We start from the raw sequence: 17,465 nt of genomic DNA, 5'->3' as shown, positions 1-17,465 counted from the left end.
TCGGCGATTTACGAAGCCTTGGCTTCGAAAGCGGGGGCGAAATCACCCAGCGATTTTGCCTTGAGGATGGTGGCCTCGATATCCTGCTCCACGATCGCTTCAAGATCGGCGAAGCTGTCGATGACATAGTAGATCGGCTGGAGGATATCGATCCGGTAGGGCGTCCGGAGCACGCTCAGCAGATCGAACGGCCGGAATTCGCAAGCCTTGCCTTCCATCGCCGCCTTCGCTTCGCTGGGCGATGAGACGATGCCCGCGCCGAAGCAGCGGCGTCCCTGCGGCGTATTGATCAGGCCGAATTCGACGGTGAACCAGAAGATCCGGAACAGGTGCCATGAATAGCCCTTGCCGAGGCGGACGGCGGTTTCGCCGAAATGCCGGACGAAATTGGCATAGCTCTGGTTGGTGAGCATGGGGCAATGGCCGAAGACCTCGTGGAACAGGTCCGGTTCCTCGATATAGTCGATATGCTCGCGACGGCGCAGGAAGGTTGCGAGCGGGAATTTGCCTTGCGACAGAAGTTCATAAAAGCGCGAGGGCGGAATGAGCGCCGGCACCCCTTCGACGCCAAAGCCGGTGGTCTCGTTCAGGCGTCTGTTCACATCGAGAAGCTGAGGCACTTTGTCGGGCTTGAGCCCCAGCATTTTGACGCCGTCCAGATATTCGCGGCAGGCCATGTCGGAAAGCAGCGTCATCTGACGCCGGTAGAGTTCACCCCAGATCGCATCTTCATCCGGGGTGTAGTCGTACAAACCATCCGGGCCGGGCAGTTTGGCGGTGTAGCTGCTTTCCTTGGTCATGTGCTGATCCTCCCGAGCAGGGCGCTTTTCCTGCCATTATGATCCGAGTTTGGAGGATTTTCTTTTCTTTCATGCTGGCTGTCGCCATAATGGTGGCAAATCTTCCCGAAAGTAGCGCCAAAAATGAAAGAACCTGAGAATTTTCGCCGCAAGCTTCTGCAGCTCGTCCAGGCCGACGGCAGCCTGTCGCTGGCCGACCTGGCGGAAAAGGCCGGCATGTCGCAGAGCTCGGCCTGGCGGAAAATCCAGGAGCTGGAAGCCGACGGCGTCATTCGCAAGCGTGTGACATTGCTCGATCCTGGAAAACTCGATCTCAAGCTCTGCGTGATCGCGCATGTGACGCTGGAGGATCACCACGAAGAGGCGGTCGCGTCTTTCGCTTCGATGGTGCTGGAGCGGCCGGAGATCATGGAGTGCTACGCCTTGTCCGGCGCCTTCGACTACATGCTGAAGATAAGGGCAAGCGACGTGGAAAGCTACGAAGCCTTCATGACCCGCTATCTCATGCGCAACCCGCATGTGCGCACCGTCGTCTCGAGCTTTGTGCTGCGCGAGCTGAAATTCTCGACCGAACTGCCGATCTAAAGCAATTCCAGGAAAAGTGTGAAGCGGTTTTCCGTCCGGAACTGCGTAAAAGGGTGATGTGACGTTTATCGCCGAACGAGGCAGCGGAATCATCGCGTTCTGTCGCCATGTCAGTGACCCGGCATCAGCACTGGAAAGCCTTCAAATGTCTTCAGCGTATCGAGAACGATCGACGTCTTCACGTGCTGCACCGACTCGTGCGGCAACAGAACGTCGTTGACGAATTTGGAGAGGTCGGCGAGCCCGCGGGTCGCCACCGTCAGGTGATAATCCATTTCACCGGTTAGCGCATAGGCTTCGAGAACTTCCGGCAGTCCGTTGATCAGCTGGGAAAATCGGCGGGCGTTGTCTCTGTTGTGGGTCGCAAGCGTCACGGAAATGACCACCAGCATATCGAGACCCAGCTTCTGCCGATCGAGGTAAGCCCGGTAGCTGCGGATATATCCTTCAGCCTCCAGTCTCGTTCGCCGGCGCGAGCATTGCGACGGTGAAAGCGCGATCCGTTCGCCCAGCTCGTTGTTCGTCAGCCTGCCGTCTTTTTGAAGTTCCTGAAGCAGGCGCAAATCCAATTTGTCGAGCGGCTCATCCATTGCACGAAATCTCCAAAACACTCACGGATCGTGCATAATCTCTTCCTGAAGCATAAAGAATGCAAGAACTTTGCACGCGTTTTGGGCCACACTTTGCATATCAAATGCAATCTCCTCTGGAGGAAAGAAAATGGGTCCTTTTCCGCATGATGCGCCGCCCTCGGAAATCACCGCCGACAATCCGGCCGGCACCGACGGCTTCGAATTCGTCGAATTCGCCCATCCCGAGCCCGAGACGCTGCGCGAGCTCTTCACGCGCATGGGCTATGTTGCCGTCGCCAGGCACAAGACGAAAGACATCACCGTCTGGCGCCAGGGTGACATCAACTACGTCCTCAACGCCGAACCCGGCAGTCATGCCGCGCGTTTCGTCGCAAATCATGGTCCCTGCGCCCCGTCGATGGCATGGCGCGTCGTCGACGCCCAGCACGCCTTCGACCACGCCGTGTCAAAAGGCGCTGTTCCCTATGAAGGGGACGACAAGATGCTCGACGTCCAGGCGATTGTCGGCATTGGCGGCTCGCTGCTCTATTTCGTCGAGACCTATGGTGCCAAGGGATCGGCTTACGATGCCGAGTTCGATTGGCTCGGCGAGCGCAACCCGCATCCCCAGGGGATCGGCTTCTATTATCTCGACCATCTGACGCACAATGTCTTTCGCGGCAACATGGACAAGTGGTGGGATTTTTACCGCAACCTGTTCAATTTCAAGCAGATCCACTTCTTCGATATCGATGGGCGCATCACCGGTCTGGTGAGCCGCGCCATCACCTCGCCCTGTGGCAAGATCCGTATTCCGCTGAATGAATCGAAGGACGACACCAGCCAGATCGAGGAATATCTGAGGAAGTACAAGGGCGAGGGCATCCAGCATATCGCCGTTGGAACAGAAGACATCTACGACGCCACCGACAGGCTTGCCGAAAACGGCCTGCGCTTCATGCCGGGTCCGCCGGAGACCTATTACGACATGTCCTATGAACGCGTGAACGGCCATAGTGAACCTGTCGAACGCATGAAGAAACACGGCATCCTCATCGATGGCGAAGGTGTGGTGAATGGCGGCATGACGAAAATCCTGCTGCAGATCTTCTCCAAGACCGTCATCGGCCCAATCTTCTTCGAGTTCATCCAGCGCAAGGGCGACGAAGGCTTCGGTGAAGGCAACTTCCGAGCTCTTTTCGAGTCGATCGAGGCCGATCAGATCAAGCGTGGTGTCATCGGGACTGCAGCGGAGTAAACTCACTAGCGCCGCGCATCTGTCGGACGCGCGGCGCTGGAGTGTTCGGGGAGGAGTGAGCATGGACCAGACATCGATCCAGACGTCGGATGGTGAAGCCGCGACAGCAAACACGCTGAAATACATGCCGGGGTTCGGCAATGACTTCGAAACCGAGTCGCTCCCCGGCGCCTTGCCGCAGGGCCAGAACAGCCCGCAGAAGTGCAACTACGGTCTTTATGCGGAGCAGCTTTCCGGCTCGCCGTTCACCGCGCCACGCGGGACCAACGAAAGGTCTTGGCTTTACCGCATCCGTCCGAGCGTGCGTCATACCCGCCGCTTCTCCAACGCGTCCTATCCGCTCTGGAAAACCGCGCCTTGCCTTGACGAACATTCGCTTCCGCTCGGCCAGCTTCGTTGGGATCCCATCCCGGCACCCTCGGAGAGACTGACATTCCTCGAAGGGGTGCGGACCATCACCACGGCAGGCGACGCCACCACCCAGGTGGGCATGTCAGCCCATGCCTATGTCTTCAATGAGGACATGGTCGACGATTACTTCTTCAATGCCGATGGTGAATTGCTGATCGTGCCGCAACTCGGCGCCATCAGAGTGTTCACCGAAATGGGCATCATGGATGTCGAGCCCCTGGAAATATGCCTCATCCCCCGCGGCATGATGTTCAAGATTCTCAAGGGCGGCGAGCAGACAGTCTGGCGTGGCTACATCTGCGAGAACTACAGCGCGAAATTCACGCTGCCGGACCGCGGGCCGATCGGCGCCAACTGCCTGGCAAACCCGCGCGACTTCAAGACGCCCGTTGCCGCTTTCGAAGAAAAGGAAACGCCGTGCCGCGTGCATGTGAAGTGGTGCGGAAAATTCTATGTCACCGATATCGGCCATTCGCCGCTGGATGTGGTAGCCTGGCATGGCAACTATGCCCCGTTCAAATACGATCTGCGGACCTTTTCACCGGTCGGCGCCATTCGCTTCGATCATCCCGATCCATCGATCTTTTCGGTGCTGACCGCGCCGACCGAAGATGCGGGTACGGCGAATGTCGATTTCGTGATCTTTCCGCCGCGCTGGCTGGTCGCCGAGCACACCTTCCGTCCGCCCTGGTACCACCGCAACATCATGAGCGAATTCATGGGGCTGATCCACGGCCAGTATGATGCCAAGGAGGAGGGCTTCGTGCCGGGCGGCATGAGCCTGCACAACATGATGCTTCCCCACGGGCCGGACGCGCTCGCCTTCGAAAAGGCATCCAATACCGAGCTCAAACCCGTGAAGCTCGATCACACCATGGCCTTCATGTTCGAGACCAGGTACCCGCAGCAACTGACGAAATACGCAGCCGAGCTCGAAACGCTGCAGGATGATTACCTCGAGTGCTGGGATGGCCTGGAACGCAAGTTCGACGGAACCCCTGGTATCAAGTGAGGGGCATCAAGTGATGCATCAAGTGAAGTCCTCCGGCACGGAATTTCGGACATGAAACTTGCAACGTTAAAAGACTCCACGCGGGACGGCCGGCTCGTCGTCGTTTCCCGCGACCTGACCCGCTGTTCCGAGGTCGGTCATATCGCCCGCACATTGCAGGCGGCGCTCGATGACTGGGAGCATGTGGCTCCGAGGCTCGCGCTCATTGCTGAAGGCGTCGAGACGGGCGCTCAGCCGACGATCCGGTTTCACGAACATGACGCAACGTCACCTTTGCCGCGAGCCTACCAATGGGCCGACGGTTCCGCCTACGTCAACCATGTCGAACTGGTGCGCAAGGCACGCGGCGCCGAGATGCCGGCGAGCTTCTGGACCGATCCGCTGATCTATCAGGGCGGTTCGGACGCTTTCCTCGCGCCGCGTGACCCGATCGTCATGGCCGACGAGGCTTACGGGATCGACATGGAGGGCGAGGTCGCCGTCATCACTGGCGACGTGGCCATGGGGGCCAGCCCGGAAGCGGCGCGCGGCGCCATCCGCCTGGTGATGCTCGTCAACGACGTGTCGCTGCGCGGTCTGATCCCGGGCGAACTGGCCAAGGGATTTGGTTTCTTCCAGTCGAAGCCGGCATCGGCATTTTCTCCGGTCGCCGTGACGCCGGACGAGTTTGGAGATGCCTGGGACGGCGGCAAGCTGCATCTTCCGCTGCTCGTGAGCCTGAACGGCAAGCCGTTCGGCAAACCCAACGCCGGCATCGACATGACGTTCGATTTTGGCCAGTTGATCGCCCATGCCGCCAAAACCCGCAATCTCGCGGCCGGCACGATCATCGGCTCGGGGACAGTGTCCAACAAGCGGGACGGCGGCCCGGGCAGGCCGGTGGAAGAGGGAGGAGACGGCTACTCCTGCATCGCCGAAATCAGGATGATCGAGGCCATCGACACCGGATCGCCGAAGACACCGTTCATGAAGTTCGGGGATCAGGTGCGCATCGAGATGAAGGATCATGCCGGCCATTCGATTTTCGGGGCGATCGAGCAGACGGTCGAGAAATACAACGGAGCCGACCCGCAATGAACGAGGTCGTTCTCTACGACTACTGGCGATCATCGGCGAGCTATCGCGTCCGCATCGCGCTCAATCTCTTGGGCGTCGACTACAGAACTGTGCCTATCAATCTGTTGGACGGCGCGCACAAGACGCCGGAATATCTGGCCCTCAACCCGCAGGGGCTCGTGCCGACATTGGTCATCGACCGGAAGACACTGACCCAGTCGCTGGCAATCATCGAATATCTTGCCGAGACTCGGCCGGAATGCAGATTGCTGCCACCTGACATTGCCGATCGCCAGAAAATCCGCACCCTTGCCTATGCGGTCGCCATGGACATCCATCCGATCTGCAACATGCATGTCGTGTCGCATCTGATGTCCATGACGGATAAGCCCGATGCTCGCGAGGAATGGATGAAGCATTTCATTACCGACGGACTGCGCAAACTGGAAGCCATGATCGGCAAAGCCGATGGCGCATTCAGCTTTGGGGACGCGCCGACGATGGCGGACCTCTGTCTCGTTCCCCAGCTCTACAACGCCCGCCGCTGGGGCGTTGAGTTGACCGCTTTCAAGCGCATCGTTGACATCGACGCCAGATGCGCAGACCTGCCGGCCTTCCAGGCGGCGCATCCCGACCGTGGGAGACCGTAGCGACAGACGGCTCGTATCCGGCCGCGCGCACGGCATCTTTCAATGCAAGCAGCGACACCGTACCTGCCGTGTAGCGGATCGTGACCTGCCGTGTAGCGGATCGTGGCCTTCCCGGTCGCCAGGTTGACGGATACGTCGACGACGCCTGCGGTACCACTTTCAAAGCACACTCGACGCGGGAGACGCACGAGACGCACGACATGCCCTCGATAGGCACCTCCAGCGTCTCGATACTGGAATCGTAGCCTGCGCCTTTCGATGGCTTGCAGGACGGCGGCCGCGTACACCGTGTCCTTGAACGTCACGGTCGCGCATTCCCGCGAGGTTCACCGACGCAGTGTTGACGCCAGGCACGGCGTGAATCGCCCGTTCACTGTGGAGACGCATGACGCGCACGACATGCCCTCGATCCCGAACTCCGTCGGAATGGGTGATGCGGTCGATTTTTCGATCTTGGATATGGCAGTCATGGACGATCCCTTGTGACTGCACACATAGGTAATCCTTCCCATGATGGGCAGTTCAAGGGCTCGTGTTGACAAGGAGCTTCAAAAATTGCTTTGGAAACGAACGCGAGCGAAAATGCGGCGTTGCTAGGATCAAATCTTCGGGCCATGGAGAGCGATGTGAGGCAGCGAGAGAATTTAGCGACTGCACCGGCTACCGTTGCGTTCATAGACATCGCGGGATTCAGCGCGATTGCGGACATCTATGGAGACGCAGCCGCGCTCGACGTGCTTGAGGTATTCGAGGGCATGGTCCGCGCCGCCCTCAGCGGCTATGATCCGCCGATCAAATGGATCGGCGACGAGGCGATGCTATCATTTCCTGAACCGGATACGGCGATCCAGGTACTCGGACCGCTGCTGCAGGCCTGCCGTAAGGAGCCGCGACTGCCGCTCACTCGGACCGGGCTGAACCACGGGCCGGTCGTCCGCAGGGCCGGCGATCTCTTTGGATCGACGGTCAATGTTGCGGCACGAATCGCAGCGCTCGCTGCACCCGGCCAATTGCTCGCGACCCAGCCCGTTGCCGAGGCGGCCGTCGCCAGAGGCATCCTGGTACGGGACCTCGGAATGGTGGCAATTAGATCGGTGGCGGGGGAAGTCCCTCTCTATGAGATCGAGCTTGCTCCATCTGCTGACCCAGCGTGGATCGATCCCGTATGCAAGATGCATGCACCGTACTCGTCCTACAGGCGGGCCGCCCCCGACGGGCCGTGGTTTTGCTCGCCGCAGTGCGAAGAAGCGTATCGACGGTCGCCTCAGACCTATGAGGTTCCGCGCTGACGGTTTGAAACCCCGGCGCGGAAACTTGCTAACGCTGGCGCTCCGTTCCGAAATCAAACTTGTTTGAAACTGGACGGATAGCCGGCCTTCTCAATGGCGGTTATGATCGCGGCGGGATCGCTCCTGGTTTCAACCTTGGCAGTCCTGGTCCCAAGATCGATGCTGGCGGAGGCTTCCGGGATCGGCAGTCTTGATCGCCTTCTCCACGGTGCTTGCGCAGTGGCTGCAGGTCATGTCGTGGATTTCGAATTCGTACATCGTAGTCTCCAAATAGTTTGACCGCCCGGATATGGGGCTTCCAACCATGGGAAGGTCAAGTCCCATTCCGCACGAAAGAAATTCTCCGTTTGGACAGCTCCCGATACAGCGCTTCCGGCGACACGCCGATGTCGTCCGCCAGCGCCTTCCACTCTCCTTTCGACGGCAGCCCGCCATCGTTCCAAGCAAGCCAGGATTCAAGACGAGCGGCGACGGTCTTCAGACTGGCAATCTCCGCGCGCTTCCTTGTCTGCTGTAGCTGATTGGAAAGGTAGGACGCCCAGCCTTCGGCGAAGTCCGAATTGCTGCGCAGCGCGCGTCTGATCAATTGGACTGGCACCGAGGTCGCGCTCACGTCGGCCACCGCGACGGCGTCGCAATGGTAGACGCTGGAGAAGACCGAGGCTTCCGCGAGGATCACTCCCGACGACGCCCGCTGCAGCACCGCAATGTTTCCGTTGGCCTGATGCCGAACGAGATGAACGACGCCCACCTCCACGAGATACAGGCTTTCCACGTCGTCGCCTTGGTTGAAGAGATCCTGGCCTGCGCCGAAAGTCTTTCTTCTGGTCGAGAGGCCGCGAATGTAATCCATGAGGGTGTCGGACATGATTTCGATCATGTCCGACACGTGGACGACAAGCAATGGTGGCGGTTACATTCTCAACTGGAACGTAATCGATGAAATCCCTACTCGTCGGCATTACATTCGCCGTTCTCTCGACACAGGCCTCGGCCGAGGGAGCGCATCACGCGACATCCCCTATGCGCAGGAGGCGGCGCGGGATATCAAATCCTTGTCGGAAACGGATGTCGACGAACTGACCAGAGGGGGTGGTTGGGGCTTTGCGAAGCCGGCGGAGCTCAACGGCTACCCCGGTCCTTCGCATGTGCTTCAGATGAAGGACCGACTAGGCCTAACGGACGATCAGCTCCTGAAAGTGCAGGAGGCTTTCGACCTCATGCAGGCTCGGGCGTCGGAAGAGGGGAAGGTTTTCGTCGAGATCGAGCGGAAGCTCGACGCAGCGTTCAGGAGCAGGGCCATTACAGAATCCGAACTTCGCGACTTGGTCGCCACTGCCGAGGCGAGCCGATCACGGCTGAGGTTCATTCACCTTGCGGCGCATCTCGAGGTGACTCAGCTTCTCGACGCCGGCCAGATCGCCGCCTACGGCAAAGAGCGCGGCTATTCGAAATAGCCGTCAGGCGGAAGCAGGCGCGACGGCACACGGCTTTTAGCCACGCAGGAGCGCGTGACGAACGATGGCTGCGAGGAAGGCGACGACGGCCGCCGCGATCACCGTGGCCTGGCGGTTGGCCCCTCCAAGTCACGAGAGCGCATCCTTCATTTCCCGCGAAAACGAAGCCGTCGAACAACAGTGATCTTGGAACAGGCACGGTTCTCGGTCCCGGACACGACCGGCTCCCACGGGAAGACGTCGGCCATTTAAACATGCGGCCGACGTCCCTCGCCTAAAGGTCAAAGCTTGTTGCTAAAAAGCATAGCTTTAATCAAGCCTATCGTTACATCTCCGAAACATACGGTTTAATTTTGGTCTGAGTTTCTATTCCTGACGATGCAGATCGATGTTTTCTTTGTATTTCATCCCGCTCTGGCGCTAGGCGTCGAGCGGGAATTTTAACTGCGTCAATTAGATGGCTGCCGGTCAAAATGACTGGCTGCCTACAGGTTTCTCACGTGAGCCTACTCAGCTGCACCCGCTCGTAGCACCACACGTGTCGCACTTCTCGCAGGTGCCATTCCGCACCATCGTGAAGTTCTGGCACTCCGAGCACATGTTGCCGGTATAGCCCTGCATGATCGAGCGTTGGCGGCGTTCGGCTTCGCGCTTCTTGGCTTCGGATTTTGCCGTTGCCGCGTCAGCTGCTGCCTTGTCTGAGAACAAGGCCGTTGCGTCGCTGGTGAGTTCCTCGGTCACCTCTTCGGCGATCTCTTCCGCCAGTTCCTTGGCGCGCTCCTCGTAATCGCGCTTGAAGGCGACGATTTCGGAGGTGGCTATGGCGACCGTCGGCTCCAGCTTGCGGGCAGCCGCACCGGCAAAAGCGGTCACGGTGCCGGTGGAAGCGGCGCGGGCAGGGGCGGCGGTGGCCGCACCCTTGGGTTCGCCTGCCTGGCGTTCGCCGCCGGTGCCGGGCACCAGCGTTGGCTTGTAGCCGCGGGTCCAGCCGGTGGAGAGCAGGTTGGTCTTGCCTTCCTGGATGCCCTTGCCGAGTGCCGTGTTCGAGAAATCCGACGTATCGACATGCGCCAGGTCATGGCGGCCGAGATAAGAGACGGCAAGTTCGCGGAAGACATAGTCGAGGATCGACGTGGCGTTCTTGATCGCGTCATTGCCGATGACCATGCCGGCCGGCTCGAACTTGGTGAAGGTGAAGGCCTCGACATATTCCTCGAGCGGCACGCCATATTGCAGGCCGAGCGAGATGGCGATGGCGAAATTGTTCATCATCGCACGGAAGGCAGCGCCTTCCTTGTGCATGTCGATGAAGATCTCGCCGATGCGGCCGTCGCCGAATTCGCCGGTCCGCAGATAGACCTTATGTCCGCCGACGGCGGCCTTCTGGGTATAGCCCTGGCGGCGGTTCGGCAGCTTCTCACGTTCGCGCGAAACTCGTTCGACCACCCGCTCGATGATCTTTTCGGTGATGGTGACGGCCTGGGCGGCCAGCGGCGCCTGCAGCAGTTCCTCCAGCGCATCCTCGTCGTCCTCGTCTTCGATCAGCGAGGAATTCAGCGGCTGCGACAGTTTCGAGCCGTCGCGATAAAGCGCGTTGGCCTTGAGGCCAAGCTTCCAGGAGAGCATGTAGGCGTTCTTGCAATCCTCGACGGTCGCCTCGTTCGGCATGTTGATCGTCTTGGAAATCGCGCCTGAGATGAAGGGCTGGGCAGCCGCCATCATCCGGATATGGCTTTCCACCGAGAGGTAGCGCTTGCCGATCTTGCCGCAGGGATTGGCGCAATCGAAGACCGGCAGGTGCTCATTCTTGAGGAAGGGCGCGCCTTCCAGCGTCATCGCACCGCAGACATGGATGTTGGCGGCTTCGATGTCCTTCTTCGAGAAGCCGATATGGTCGAGCAGGCTGAAGCTCATGTCGCCGAGCTGTTCGTCGGAAACCTTCAGCGTCTCCTTCAGGAAGTCGGCGCCGAGCGTCCACTGGTTGAAGACGAACTTGATGTCGAAAGCGCTCTTCAGCGCGGCGTTGACGGCTTCCACCTTCTCGTCGGTGAAGCCCTTGGTCTTCAGCGTCGACGGATTGATGGCCGGTGCCTGGTTCAGGTTGCCGTGGCCGACGGCATAGGCCTCGATCTCGGCGATCTGGCTTTCCGAATAGCCGAGCGTGCGCAGCGCGTCGGGCACGGCGCGGTTGATGATCTTGAAATAGCCGCCGCCGGCGAGCTTCTTGAACTTAACGAGGGCGAAGTCGGGCTCGATGCCTGTCGTGTCGCAATCCATGACGAGACCGATCGTGCCGGTGGGCGCGATGACCGAGACCTGGGCATTGCGATAGCCATGCTGTTCACCGAGCTCGAGCGCCTTGTCCCAGGCCGATTTGGCGTGGGCGACGAGATCCTGGTCCGGGTTTTCCGAATGGATCAGCGCGACCGGGTTGATCGACAGCGCCTCATAGCCGGAGCTCTCGCCATGCGCGGCACGGCGATGGTTGCGAATGACCTTGAGCATGCTCTCGCGGTTCGGCGCGAAGTTCGGGAACGGACCGAGCTCGGCAGCCATTTCGGCCGAGGTCGCGTAGCAGATGCCGGTCATGATCGCGGTCAGCGAACCGGCAATGGCGCGGGCTTCAGCGGAGTCGTAGGGAATGCCTGTCGACATCAGCAGGCCGCCGATATTGGCGTAGCCGAGGCCGAGCGTGCGGTATTCGTAGGAGAGTTCGGCGATGCGCTTCGACGGGAACTGCGCCATCATGACCGAGACTTCGAGCACGACGGTCCAGAGGCGAACCGCATGTTCGTAATCGGCGATGTTGATGCGCTTGGTGGCCTTGTCCTTGAACTGCAGCAGGTTCAGCGAGGCAAGGTTGCAGGCGGTGTCGTCGAGGAACATATATTCCGAGCACGGGTTCGAGCCGCGGATCGGGCCGCCGGCCGGCGAAGTGTGCCAGTCGTTCATCGTCGTGTTGAAGTGAATGCCGGGATCGGCCGAGGCCCAGGCAGCGTAGGAAATGGTTTCCCAGAGATCGCGGGCCTTCAGCGTCTTCATCACCCGGCCGTCCTTGCGGGCGGTCAGGTTCCATTCGCCGTCATTCTCGACGGCGCGCAGGAAGTCGTCCTTGATCGAGACGGAGTTGTTGGAGTTCTGGCCGGATACCGTGAGGTAGGCTTCCGAATCCCAATCCGTGTCGTAGGTCTTGAATTGGAGGTCCTTATAGCCCTGGCGGGCGAACTGGATGACGCGTTGGACGTAGTTCTCGGGAACCTGGTCCTTCTTGGCGGCGCGGATTTCGCGCTTCAGGGCAGGGTTCTTGTTGGGGTCGTAACAATCGCCATTGTCGCCGCCTTCGCAATTGAAGCAGGCCTTCATGATCGCCTTGAGATGCTTGGCGACAACCTTCGAGCCGGTGACGAGAGCCGCGACCTTCTGCTCTTCCTTGACCTTCCAGTTGATGTATTCCTCGATATCCGGATGGTCGATGTCGACGACCACCATCTTGGCGGCGCGTCGCGTCGTGCCGCCCGATTTGATGGCGCCGGCGGCACGGTCGCCGATCTTCAGGAAGCTCATCAGGCCGGAGGAGCGGCCGCCGCCGGAAAGCTTTTCGCCTTCGCCGCGCAGCATCGAGAAGTTGGAGCCGGTGCCGGAGCCGTATTTGAACAGGCGCGCTTCACGCACCCAGAGGTCCATGATGCCGCCTTCATTGACGAGATCGTCCTCGACCGACTGGATGAAGCAGGCATGCGGCTGCGGGTGTTCGTAGGCCGACTTGGACTTGGTCAGCTTGCCGGTGAAGGGATCGACGTAGAAATGGCCCTGGCCGGGGCCGTCAATGCCGTAGGCCCAGTGCAGGCCGGTGTTGAACCACTGCGGCGAGTTCGGGGCGACGCGCTGGGTGGCGAGCATATAGGCAAGCTCGTCCTTGAAGGCCGAGGCATCTTCCTCGGAGGAGAAATAGCCGCCCTTCCAGCCCCAATAGGTCCAGGTGCCGGCAAGACGGTCGAAGACCTGGCGCGCATCGATTTCCGAGCCGGTCTGCTCGTCCTTCGGCAGGTTCTTCAGCGCAGCATCGTCGGGAACGGAGCGCCACAGGAAGGAAGGAACATCGTTTTCCTCGACCTTTTTCAGCCGTGTGGGAACGCCGGCCTTGCGGAAATACTTCTGCGCCAGCACGTCGGTCGCGACCTGGGAGAACTGCGCGGGAACATCGATATTCTCGAGGCGGAACACGACCGAACCGTCAGGGTTCTTGATCTCGCTCGTCGCCTTGCGGAATTCGATATCCGCATAGGCGCCTTGGCCGGCCTTCGTGAAACGACGTTCGATGCGCATTGTCTTGACCTCGCGTTGGCGCCCGGTCCCCACGACCTCAGGCGCAAAATTCCTATCCGGCGGCACTTTGTCGTCGCGCAGCCAGTCTCGTTTCCGTATTGTGACAGGGGTGTCATCCGGAGATGTCCTTCCTGTATCTTGTGGTGATGGTGGCTGCAAACGCTAAATATAGTATTAACAGCTTATTATCGCCAGTCCCAATGTCACTATTTTTGGAGGCTGAAAACCGCGCAAAAATCCTGTCGGGCCTGAACCGCTCCCGGTCCATCGCCCTGATTCCGCGTCCTAATTTTCAATAGGGAACCGGGCTCGTTACCTCCGGTCCTGTCGCCGCCGCAACATCAGAAGCAGTAAAGTTTGAAACAGCTGATTCCGTCAAGGGCTGGCTTTTAATTGATTGCTAACCACAACATGTTGTGGATGCGCCTGTGGAGATTGGGGAAAGCCGGGGAGCGCTGATATTACAATGGCTTGCAGGCGTTGCCGGCTAAGGAAAACCATGGAACGGCAAAAAAGCATCCTGCGGCAAATCTTGTGATGGCATTTCCGGCGCAAATGGGCATGCCGATTCGCCGGGTAAAATCCGCACTCCTAAAGCGCGTCCTTATCGCAAAACCACAAACTTTTGCGCGACATGCTGTTAGAGCGCATCGATGGCGATCGTGACGATGGCGACACCGATCGGCCTGTTCTCTTCGTCCATGACGACGAAGCTCGCCTGCGTCTCGAGATTTTGGCTGGATTCATTGCGTTCCGCCCGATCGATGAAGATCTCGCGGGAGCCGTTGGCGAAGGTTCTGAGATATTTCTCCTCGTCGCCCTGCCAATAGTCGGCGGTGATGGTGCTCTGCCCGACATTCAGTCCGTGCGAATCCGTGACGAAAAATTCGAGAACCGCGCCCTGCGAGGCGTTCTGTTTTTCCCTCAGGTAATGCGACACGGTTTTGTCGAGCAGCAGCTTGACCATCTGCAGTTGGTGCTGATTAACCTCCGACCGATAGGTCTCATCGAGCACCAGCATATCCATTTCGCTGACATTGCCGAATTTCGCGTTCTGCTCGGCAATGGCTTTCAGCACCAACGGCGTTTCCACTATGGGCCGGATCCGTTTCTCGACATAGTCCCGCACGAGGGGAATGTAGGCAGGCTCAGCGCGGATAGGCGCCAGCGGCAACAGAAAGGCCGCCAGCCCGACGGTCACAACCGCTCCTATATGCCCCCACCGCGCCATCTTGCTTCCCTATACCGTATTGTTCGCTGCGCGCTTTAAGTGCAATTTGACACGATTCGCAGCTACTTACAGCGCCGCGCGTCTTCTTTAGACGCGCTAAGGACCCTGTAACACTTTGAATTGCTGCGTAATTTTATCCTTAAATCGATTCCGATTTAAGGAATTATGCAGTGTTTATGCGAATAAGATAAAATAGATGTGCAGATCCCGATAGCGGATTCAGCAAACCTCGCCGACAAAATCTGGAACAATTTCAAGTGGTAAACACGAGGGTGGCGCGCTTTGATTGGTGGCGATCAGCCGGCACCCTTGGCGATCGGCTCCTGATAGGTGAAGCCCATGTCCCACGGGAAGTAGATCCAGGTATCCTGGCTCACCTCGGTGATGAAGGTGTCGACGGTCGGCACGCCTTTCGGCTTGGCGTAGACGCAGGCGAAATGTGCTCTCGGCAGCATGGTGCGCACCTGTGCGGCGGTCTTACCGGTGTCTGTCAGATCATCGACGACCAGCACGGTTTCGCCGCCATTCTCCATAAGTTCGGGCGCTATTCCCTTGAGCAGCACCATGTCGCCCTGGTTCACATAGTCATGATAGGAAGCGACGCAGACGGTCTCGATCAGCCGGATGTTCAGTTCGCGCGAGATGATCGCGGCCGGAACGAGGCCCCCGCGGGTGATGCAGACGATCGCCTTGAACGTCTGATTCAAGCCGGCAAGCCGCCAGGCAAGGGCGCGCGCATCGCGGTGGAACTGATCCCAGGAAACGGGAAAGGCTTTATCGGGAAGGGACATCGGGCTGCTCCGCGGCATGAAAAACGACACGCCGTTTGCCGGCGACCGGATGGGCTTGAAGCGGCGATTGGCAAAACGCAAATCGCGCAGCCGGAACTGCGCGAGATGGGCCGAGGCTCGAAGCTGTCATCGGTCGCCGCAATTAGCGGGATTTGCCGGCAAAAGGCAAGAGCAGCCCATCAACGCGATAACAGGGTCAGCGCCGTCATCGATTGCAGCAAGGTCTTCGTCGTGCCGCCGAAGATCATCTGCCAGAGCCAGGAATGCGTATAGGCGCCCATGACGAGAAGATCGATACTGTTGTCCGAAAGCCGGTTCTCGATGACATGGGACGCGCTTTTGTCCACACTTTGAGCCGTCGAAAGCGTCGTCTTCACGCCATGACGCGCCAGCGTCGCGGCGATGTCGGCGCCGGCGGTCAGCGGCGATTGCAGCGCCGTGTCGGCCGGATCGACCGAAAAGATCTCCACCTCGTCAGCCGCCTTCAGAATCGGCAGCGCGTCGAAGGTCGCGCGCGCCGCCTCTTTCGATCCGTTCCAGGCGATCAGCACGCGCTTGATCGGCTTCGGCTGGCGAATGATATAGGGGATCATCAGCACCGGCCGGCCGGTTTCGAAAAGGAAACTGTCGACGTCGACGTGGCTGTCGGAAGGTCTGGCCGGGTCGGCCTGCGAGGCGATCAGGAGGTCGGCGCTGCGCGCACTTTCGATCAGCGGTGCGGAGCCGTATCCTGTTGATGTGGCAAAGCTGCGCCATTCGAAGGAGGCGCCAGCCGCCTCCGCTTTCGCCCTGAAGATGCGCTCGACGGCAATCGTTTCGCTATGCGCCATGTCCTGCAGCGCCTGCACGGCAACGGGATCGGGGATTTCCATCGGCGCCACCAGCGGCACGGCGGAGATGATTTCGGCATGCAAGCCGATCACATGGGCGCCGCTTTCAGCGGCGATGGCAAAGGCGAAATCGGCAACCGCGCCGCTATTGTCCGATGTATCGAGAATGGCGAGAATGGTTTTGTAAGACATATCAATTCTCCTTGCGCTGAAATGGTTTGCGCGAGGGAAGGAATGCGCCGGACCGTTCTCCTGTTCCTTGAGCGGGATCAAGGATGGGCTTTGAGTTCCGGCGTTGCCCTCAAGCCTCGGCGGAATGGTTTTCGGCGATATCCTTCCTTTGGCGGATGGCGTCGATCATCGCCTGCACCTCGGCGCCGGCCGCATCGATTGCCGCCTGCGAGCGGCCGCGTACGACGATCTCGGTCGAAAATTTCTGGCCGATATAGCGCGGGTAGGAACCTATGCTGGTGTCCGGATGTGCCTTCTGGATCGCGGTCAAGGGCGTGCCGATCTCGCCTTCGCCGTAAGGGCAGGCGATAGCGAGCGAAAGCACCGGCGTGCCGGTTCGAAGCATCGGCAGCACATTGTCGACCATCGCCTGGAAGACCTGCGGCACGCCGGCCATCACATGGACATTGCCGATGATGAAGCCTGGCGCGGTCGAGACCGGATTGGCGATATGCACAGCCCCTCGCGGCATACGCGCCATGCGCTGGCGCGCCTCGGTGAATTCCATCTCGCGGCGCCGGTACATCTCGGCAAGCAGCGTCATTGCCGCTTCGTCGTATTCGCAGGGCACGCCGAACGCCTTGGAAATGGCGTCGGCGGTGATGTCGTCATGCGTCGGCCCGATGCCGCCTGAGGTGAAGACGTAATCATATTTGCCGCGAAGCGCGTTCAGCGCCTCGACGATCGCCTCCTCGTCGTCGGCGACGATGCGCACCTCCTTGAGATCGATGCCGGAAAGCGTCAGCAAATCGGCGAGATGGCCGATATTTTTATCCTTGGTGCGGCCGGAGAGAAGTTCGTCGCCGATGGCGAGCATGGCGGCGGTGACGACGATGTCTTGGCTCATGGGATGTTCCGTGATGTGAGGCTGGGGAATAGGTAGCGCCGTTCGCTCGCTTTGCAAACACCAGAGCATGATGCCGAAAAGTGCAGTCGGTTTTCGGACGACATCATGCGCTAACTCTT

At 59.6% G+C, this 17,465-nt stretch carries 15 protein-coding genes and 1 pseudogene; 7 read left to right on the top strand and 9 right to left on the bottom strand.

Going from position 1 to position 17,465, the window contains the following annotated elements:
- Positions 1–8: 8 nt before the first annotated feature.
- Positions 9–800, bottom strand: coding sequence for a phenylalanine 4-monooxygenase (locus BS630_RS35960; RefSeq protein ID WP_072638740.1), 792 nt, complete (start codon positions 798–800; stop codon positions 9–11).
- 123 nt (positions 801–923) lie between these two features.
- Here BS630_RS35960 and BS630_RS35955 point away from each other — a divergent pair, with 123 nt between their 5' ends.
- Positions 924–1,385 carry an Lrp/AsnC family transcriptional regulator gene (locus BS630_RS35955; RefSeq protein ID WP_077981238.1) on the top strand — a complete coding sequence of 154 codons (462 nt, stop codon included), beginning with the start codon at positions 924–926 and terminating at the stop codon, positions 1,383–1,385.
- 110 nt (positions 1,386–1,495) lie between these two features.
- Here BS630_RS35955 and BS630_RS35950 read toward each other — a convergent pair whose 3' ends face one another.
- Positions 1,496–1,975, bottom strand: a complete 480-nt coding sequence (locus BS630_RS35950) for an Lrp/AsnC family transcriptional regulator (protein ID WP_003558671.1) — start codon at positions 1,973–1,975, stop codon at positions 1,496–1,498.
- Positions 1,976–2,105: 130 nt separating this feature from the next.
- Here BS630_RS35950 and hppD point away from each other — a divergent pair, with 130 nt between their 5' ends.
- The 4 genes from hppD (at position 2,106) to maiA (ending at position 6,344) form a co-directional block, all read left to right on the top strand.
- Positions 2,106–3,215, top strand: coding sequence for a 4-hydroxyphenylpyruvate dioxygenase (gene hppD / locus BS630_RS35945; protein WP_077981237.1), 1,110 nt, complete (start codon positions 2,106–2,108; stop codon positions 3,213–3,215).
- Positions 3,216–3,276: 61 nt separating this feature from the next.
- The gene (gene hmgA, locus BS630_RS35940) at positions 3,277–4,638 is read left to right on the top strand and encodes a homogentisate 1,2-dioxygenase (RefSeq protein ID WP_077981236.1); all 1,362 of its coding nucleotides are present in this window, start codon (positions 3,277–3,279) and stop codon (positions 4,636–4,638) included.
- A 51-nt stretch (positions 4,639–4,689) separates the two neighbouring features.
- Positions 4,690–5,715, top strand: a complete 1,026-nt coding sequence (locus tag BS630_RS35935) for a fumarylacetoacetate hydrolase family protein (protein WP_077981235.1) — start codon at positions 4,690–4,692, stop codon at positions 5,713–5,715.
- Positions 5,712–6,344, top strand: coding sequence for a maleylacetoacetate isomerase (gene maiA, locus BS630_RS35930; protein WP_077981234.1), 633 nt, complete (start codon positions 5,712–5,714; stop codon positions 6,342–6,344). Before BS630_RS35935 ends, maiA begins: the two co-directional genes overlap by 4 nt.
- Before the next feature lie 10 nt (positions 6,345–6,354).
- Here maiA and BS630_RS38810 read toward each other — a convergent pair.
- A pseudogene (locus BS630_RS38810) lies at positions 6,355–6,814 on the bottom strand (heavy-metal-associated domain-containing protein); the annotation flags it as partial.
- 144 nt (positions 6,815–6,958) lie between these two features.
- On the opposite strand from BS630_RS38810, the gene BS630_RS35920 reads away from it, so the two are divergent.
- Positions 6,959–7,633 (top strand): adenylate/guanylate cyclase domain-containing protein, encoded by a 675-nt coding sequence (locus tag BS630_RS35920; RefSeq protein ID WP_210283409.1) that lies wholly within the window; start codon positions 6,959–6,961, stop codon positions 7,631–7,633.
- Between the two features lie 313 nt (positions 7,634–7,946).
- Here the strand turns inward: BS630_RS35920 and BS630_RS35910 are convergent, their stop codons facing one another.
- On the bottom strand, positions 7,947–8,513 hold the full coding sequence (locus BS630_RS35910) for a Crp/Fnr family transcriptional regulator (protein ID WP_231285330.1): 567 nt from the start codon (positions 8,511–8,513) through the stop codon (positions 7,947–7,949).
- On the opposite strand from BS630_RS35910, the gene BS630_RS35905 reads away from it, so the two are divergent.
- Entirely contained in the window at positions 8,500–9,090 is a 591-nt protein-coding gene (locus BS630_RS35905; protein WP_245310624.1) for a Spy/CpxP family protein refolding chaperone, read from the top strand. The two genes, BS630_RS35910 and BS630_RS35905, sit on opposite strands and share 14 nt — an antisense overlap.
- 510 nt (positions 9,091–9,600) lie before the next feature.
- Here BS630_RS35905 and BS630_RS35900 read toward each other — a convergent pair.
- The 5 genes from BS630_RS35900 to BS630_RS35875 all read right to left on the bottom strand — a co-directional run bounded on the left by BS630_RS35900 (position 9,601) and on the right by BS630_RS35875 (position 17,346).
- Positions 9,601–13,416: a vitamin B12-dependent ribonucleotide reductase gene (locus BS630_RS35900; protein WP_077981287.1), complete on the bottom strand. Its 3,816-nt coding sequence runs from the start codon at positions 13,414–13,416 to the stop codon at positions 9,601–9,603.
- A gap of 640 nt (positions 13,417–14,056) precedes the next feature.
- A complete protein-coding gene (locus BS630_RS35890) occupies positions 14,057–14,647 on the bottom strand; it encodes a hypothetical protein (RefSeq protein WP_077981232.1) in 591 nt (196 codons plus the stop codon).
- 296 nt (positions 14,648–14,943) lie between these two features.
- Positions 14,944–15,438 carry a xanthine phosphoribosyltransferase gene (gpt, locus tag BS630_RS35885; RefSeq protein WP_011651569.1) on the bottom strand — a complete coding sequence of 165 codons (495 nt, stop codon included), beginning with the start codon at positions 15,436–15,438 and terminating at the stop codon, positions 14,944–14,946.
- A gap of 179 nt (positions 15,439–15,617) precedes the next feature.
- Positions 15,618–16,460: a universal stress protein gene (locus BS630_RS35880; protein ID WP_077981231.1), complete on the bottom strand. Its 843-nt coding sequence runs from the start codon at positions 16,458–16,460 to the stop codon at positions 15,618–15,620.
- A 109-nt stretch (positions 16,461–16,569) separates the two neighbouring features.
- Complete coding sequence (locus tag BS630_RS35875; RefSeq protein WP_077981230.1) at positions 16,570–17,346, bottom strand: competence/damage-inducible protein A; 777 nt, start codon at positions 17,344–17,346, stop codon at positions 16,570–16,572.
- Positions 17,347–17,465 lie beyond the last annotated feature (119 nt).

It is taken from the genome of Rhizobium laguerreae, from assembly GCF_002008165.1.
Lineage (GTDB): Bacteria > Pseudomonadota > Alphaproteobacteria > Rhizobiales > Rhizobiaceae > Rhizobium > Rhizobium laguerreae.
The sequence above is the reverse complement of the archived record's forward strand: the minus strand, read 5'-3'. Positions and strand labels throughout refer to the sequence as shown.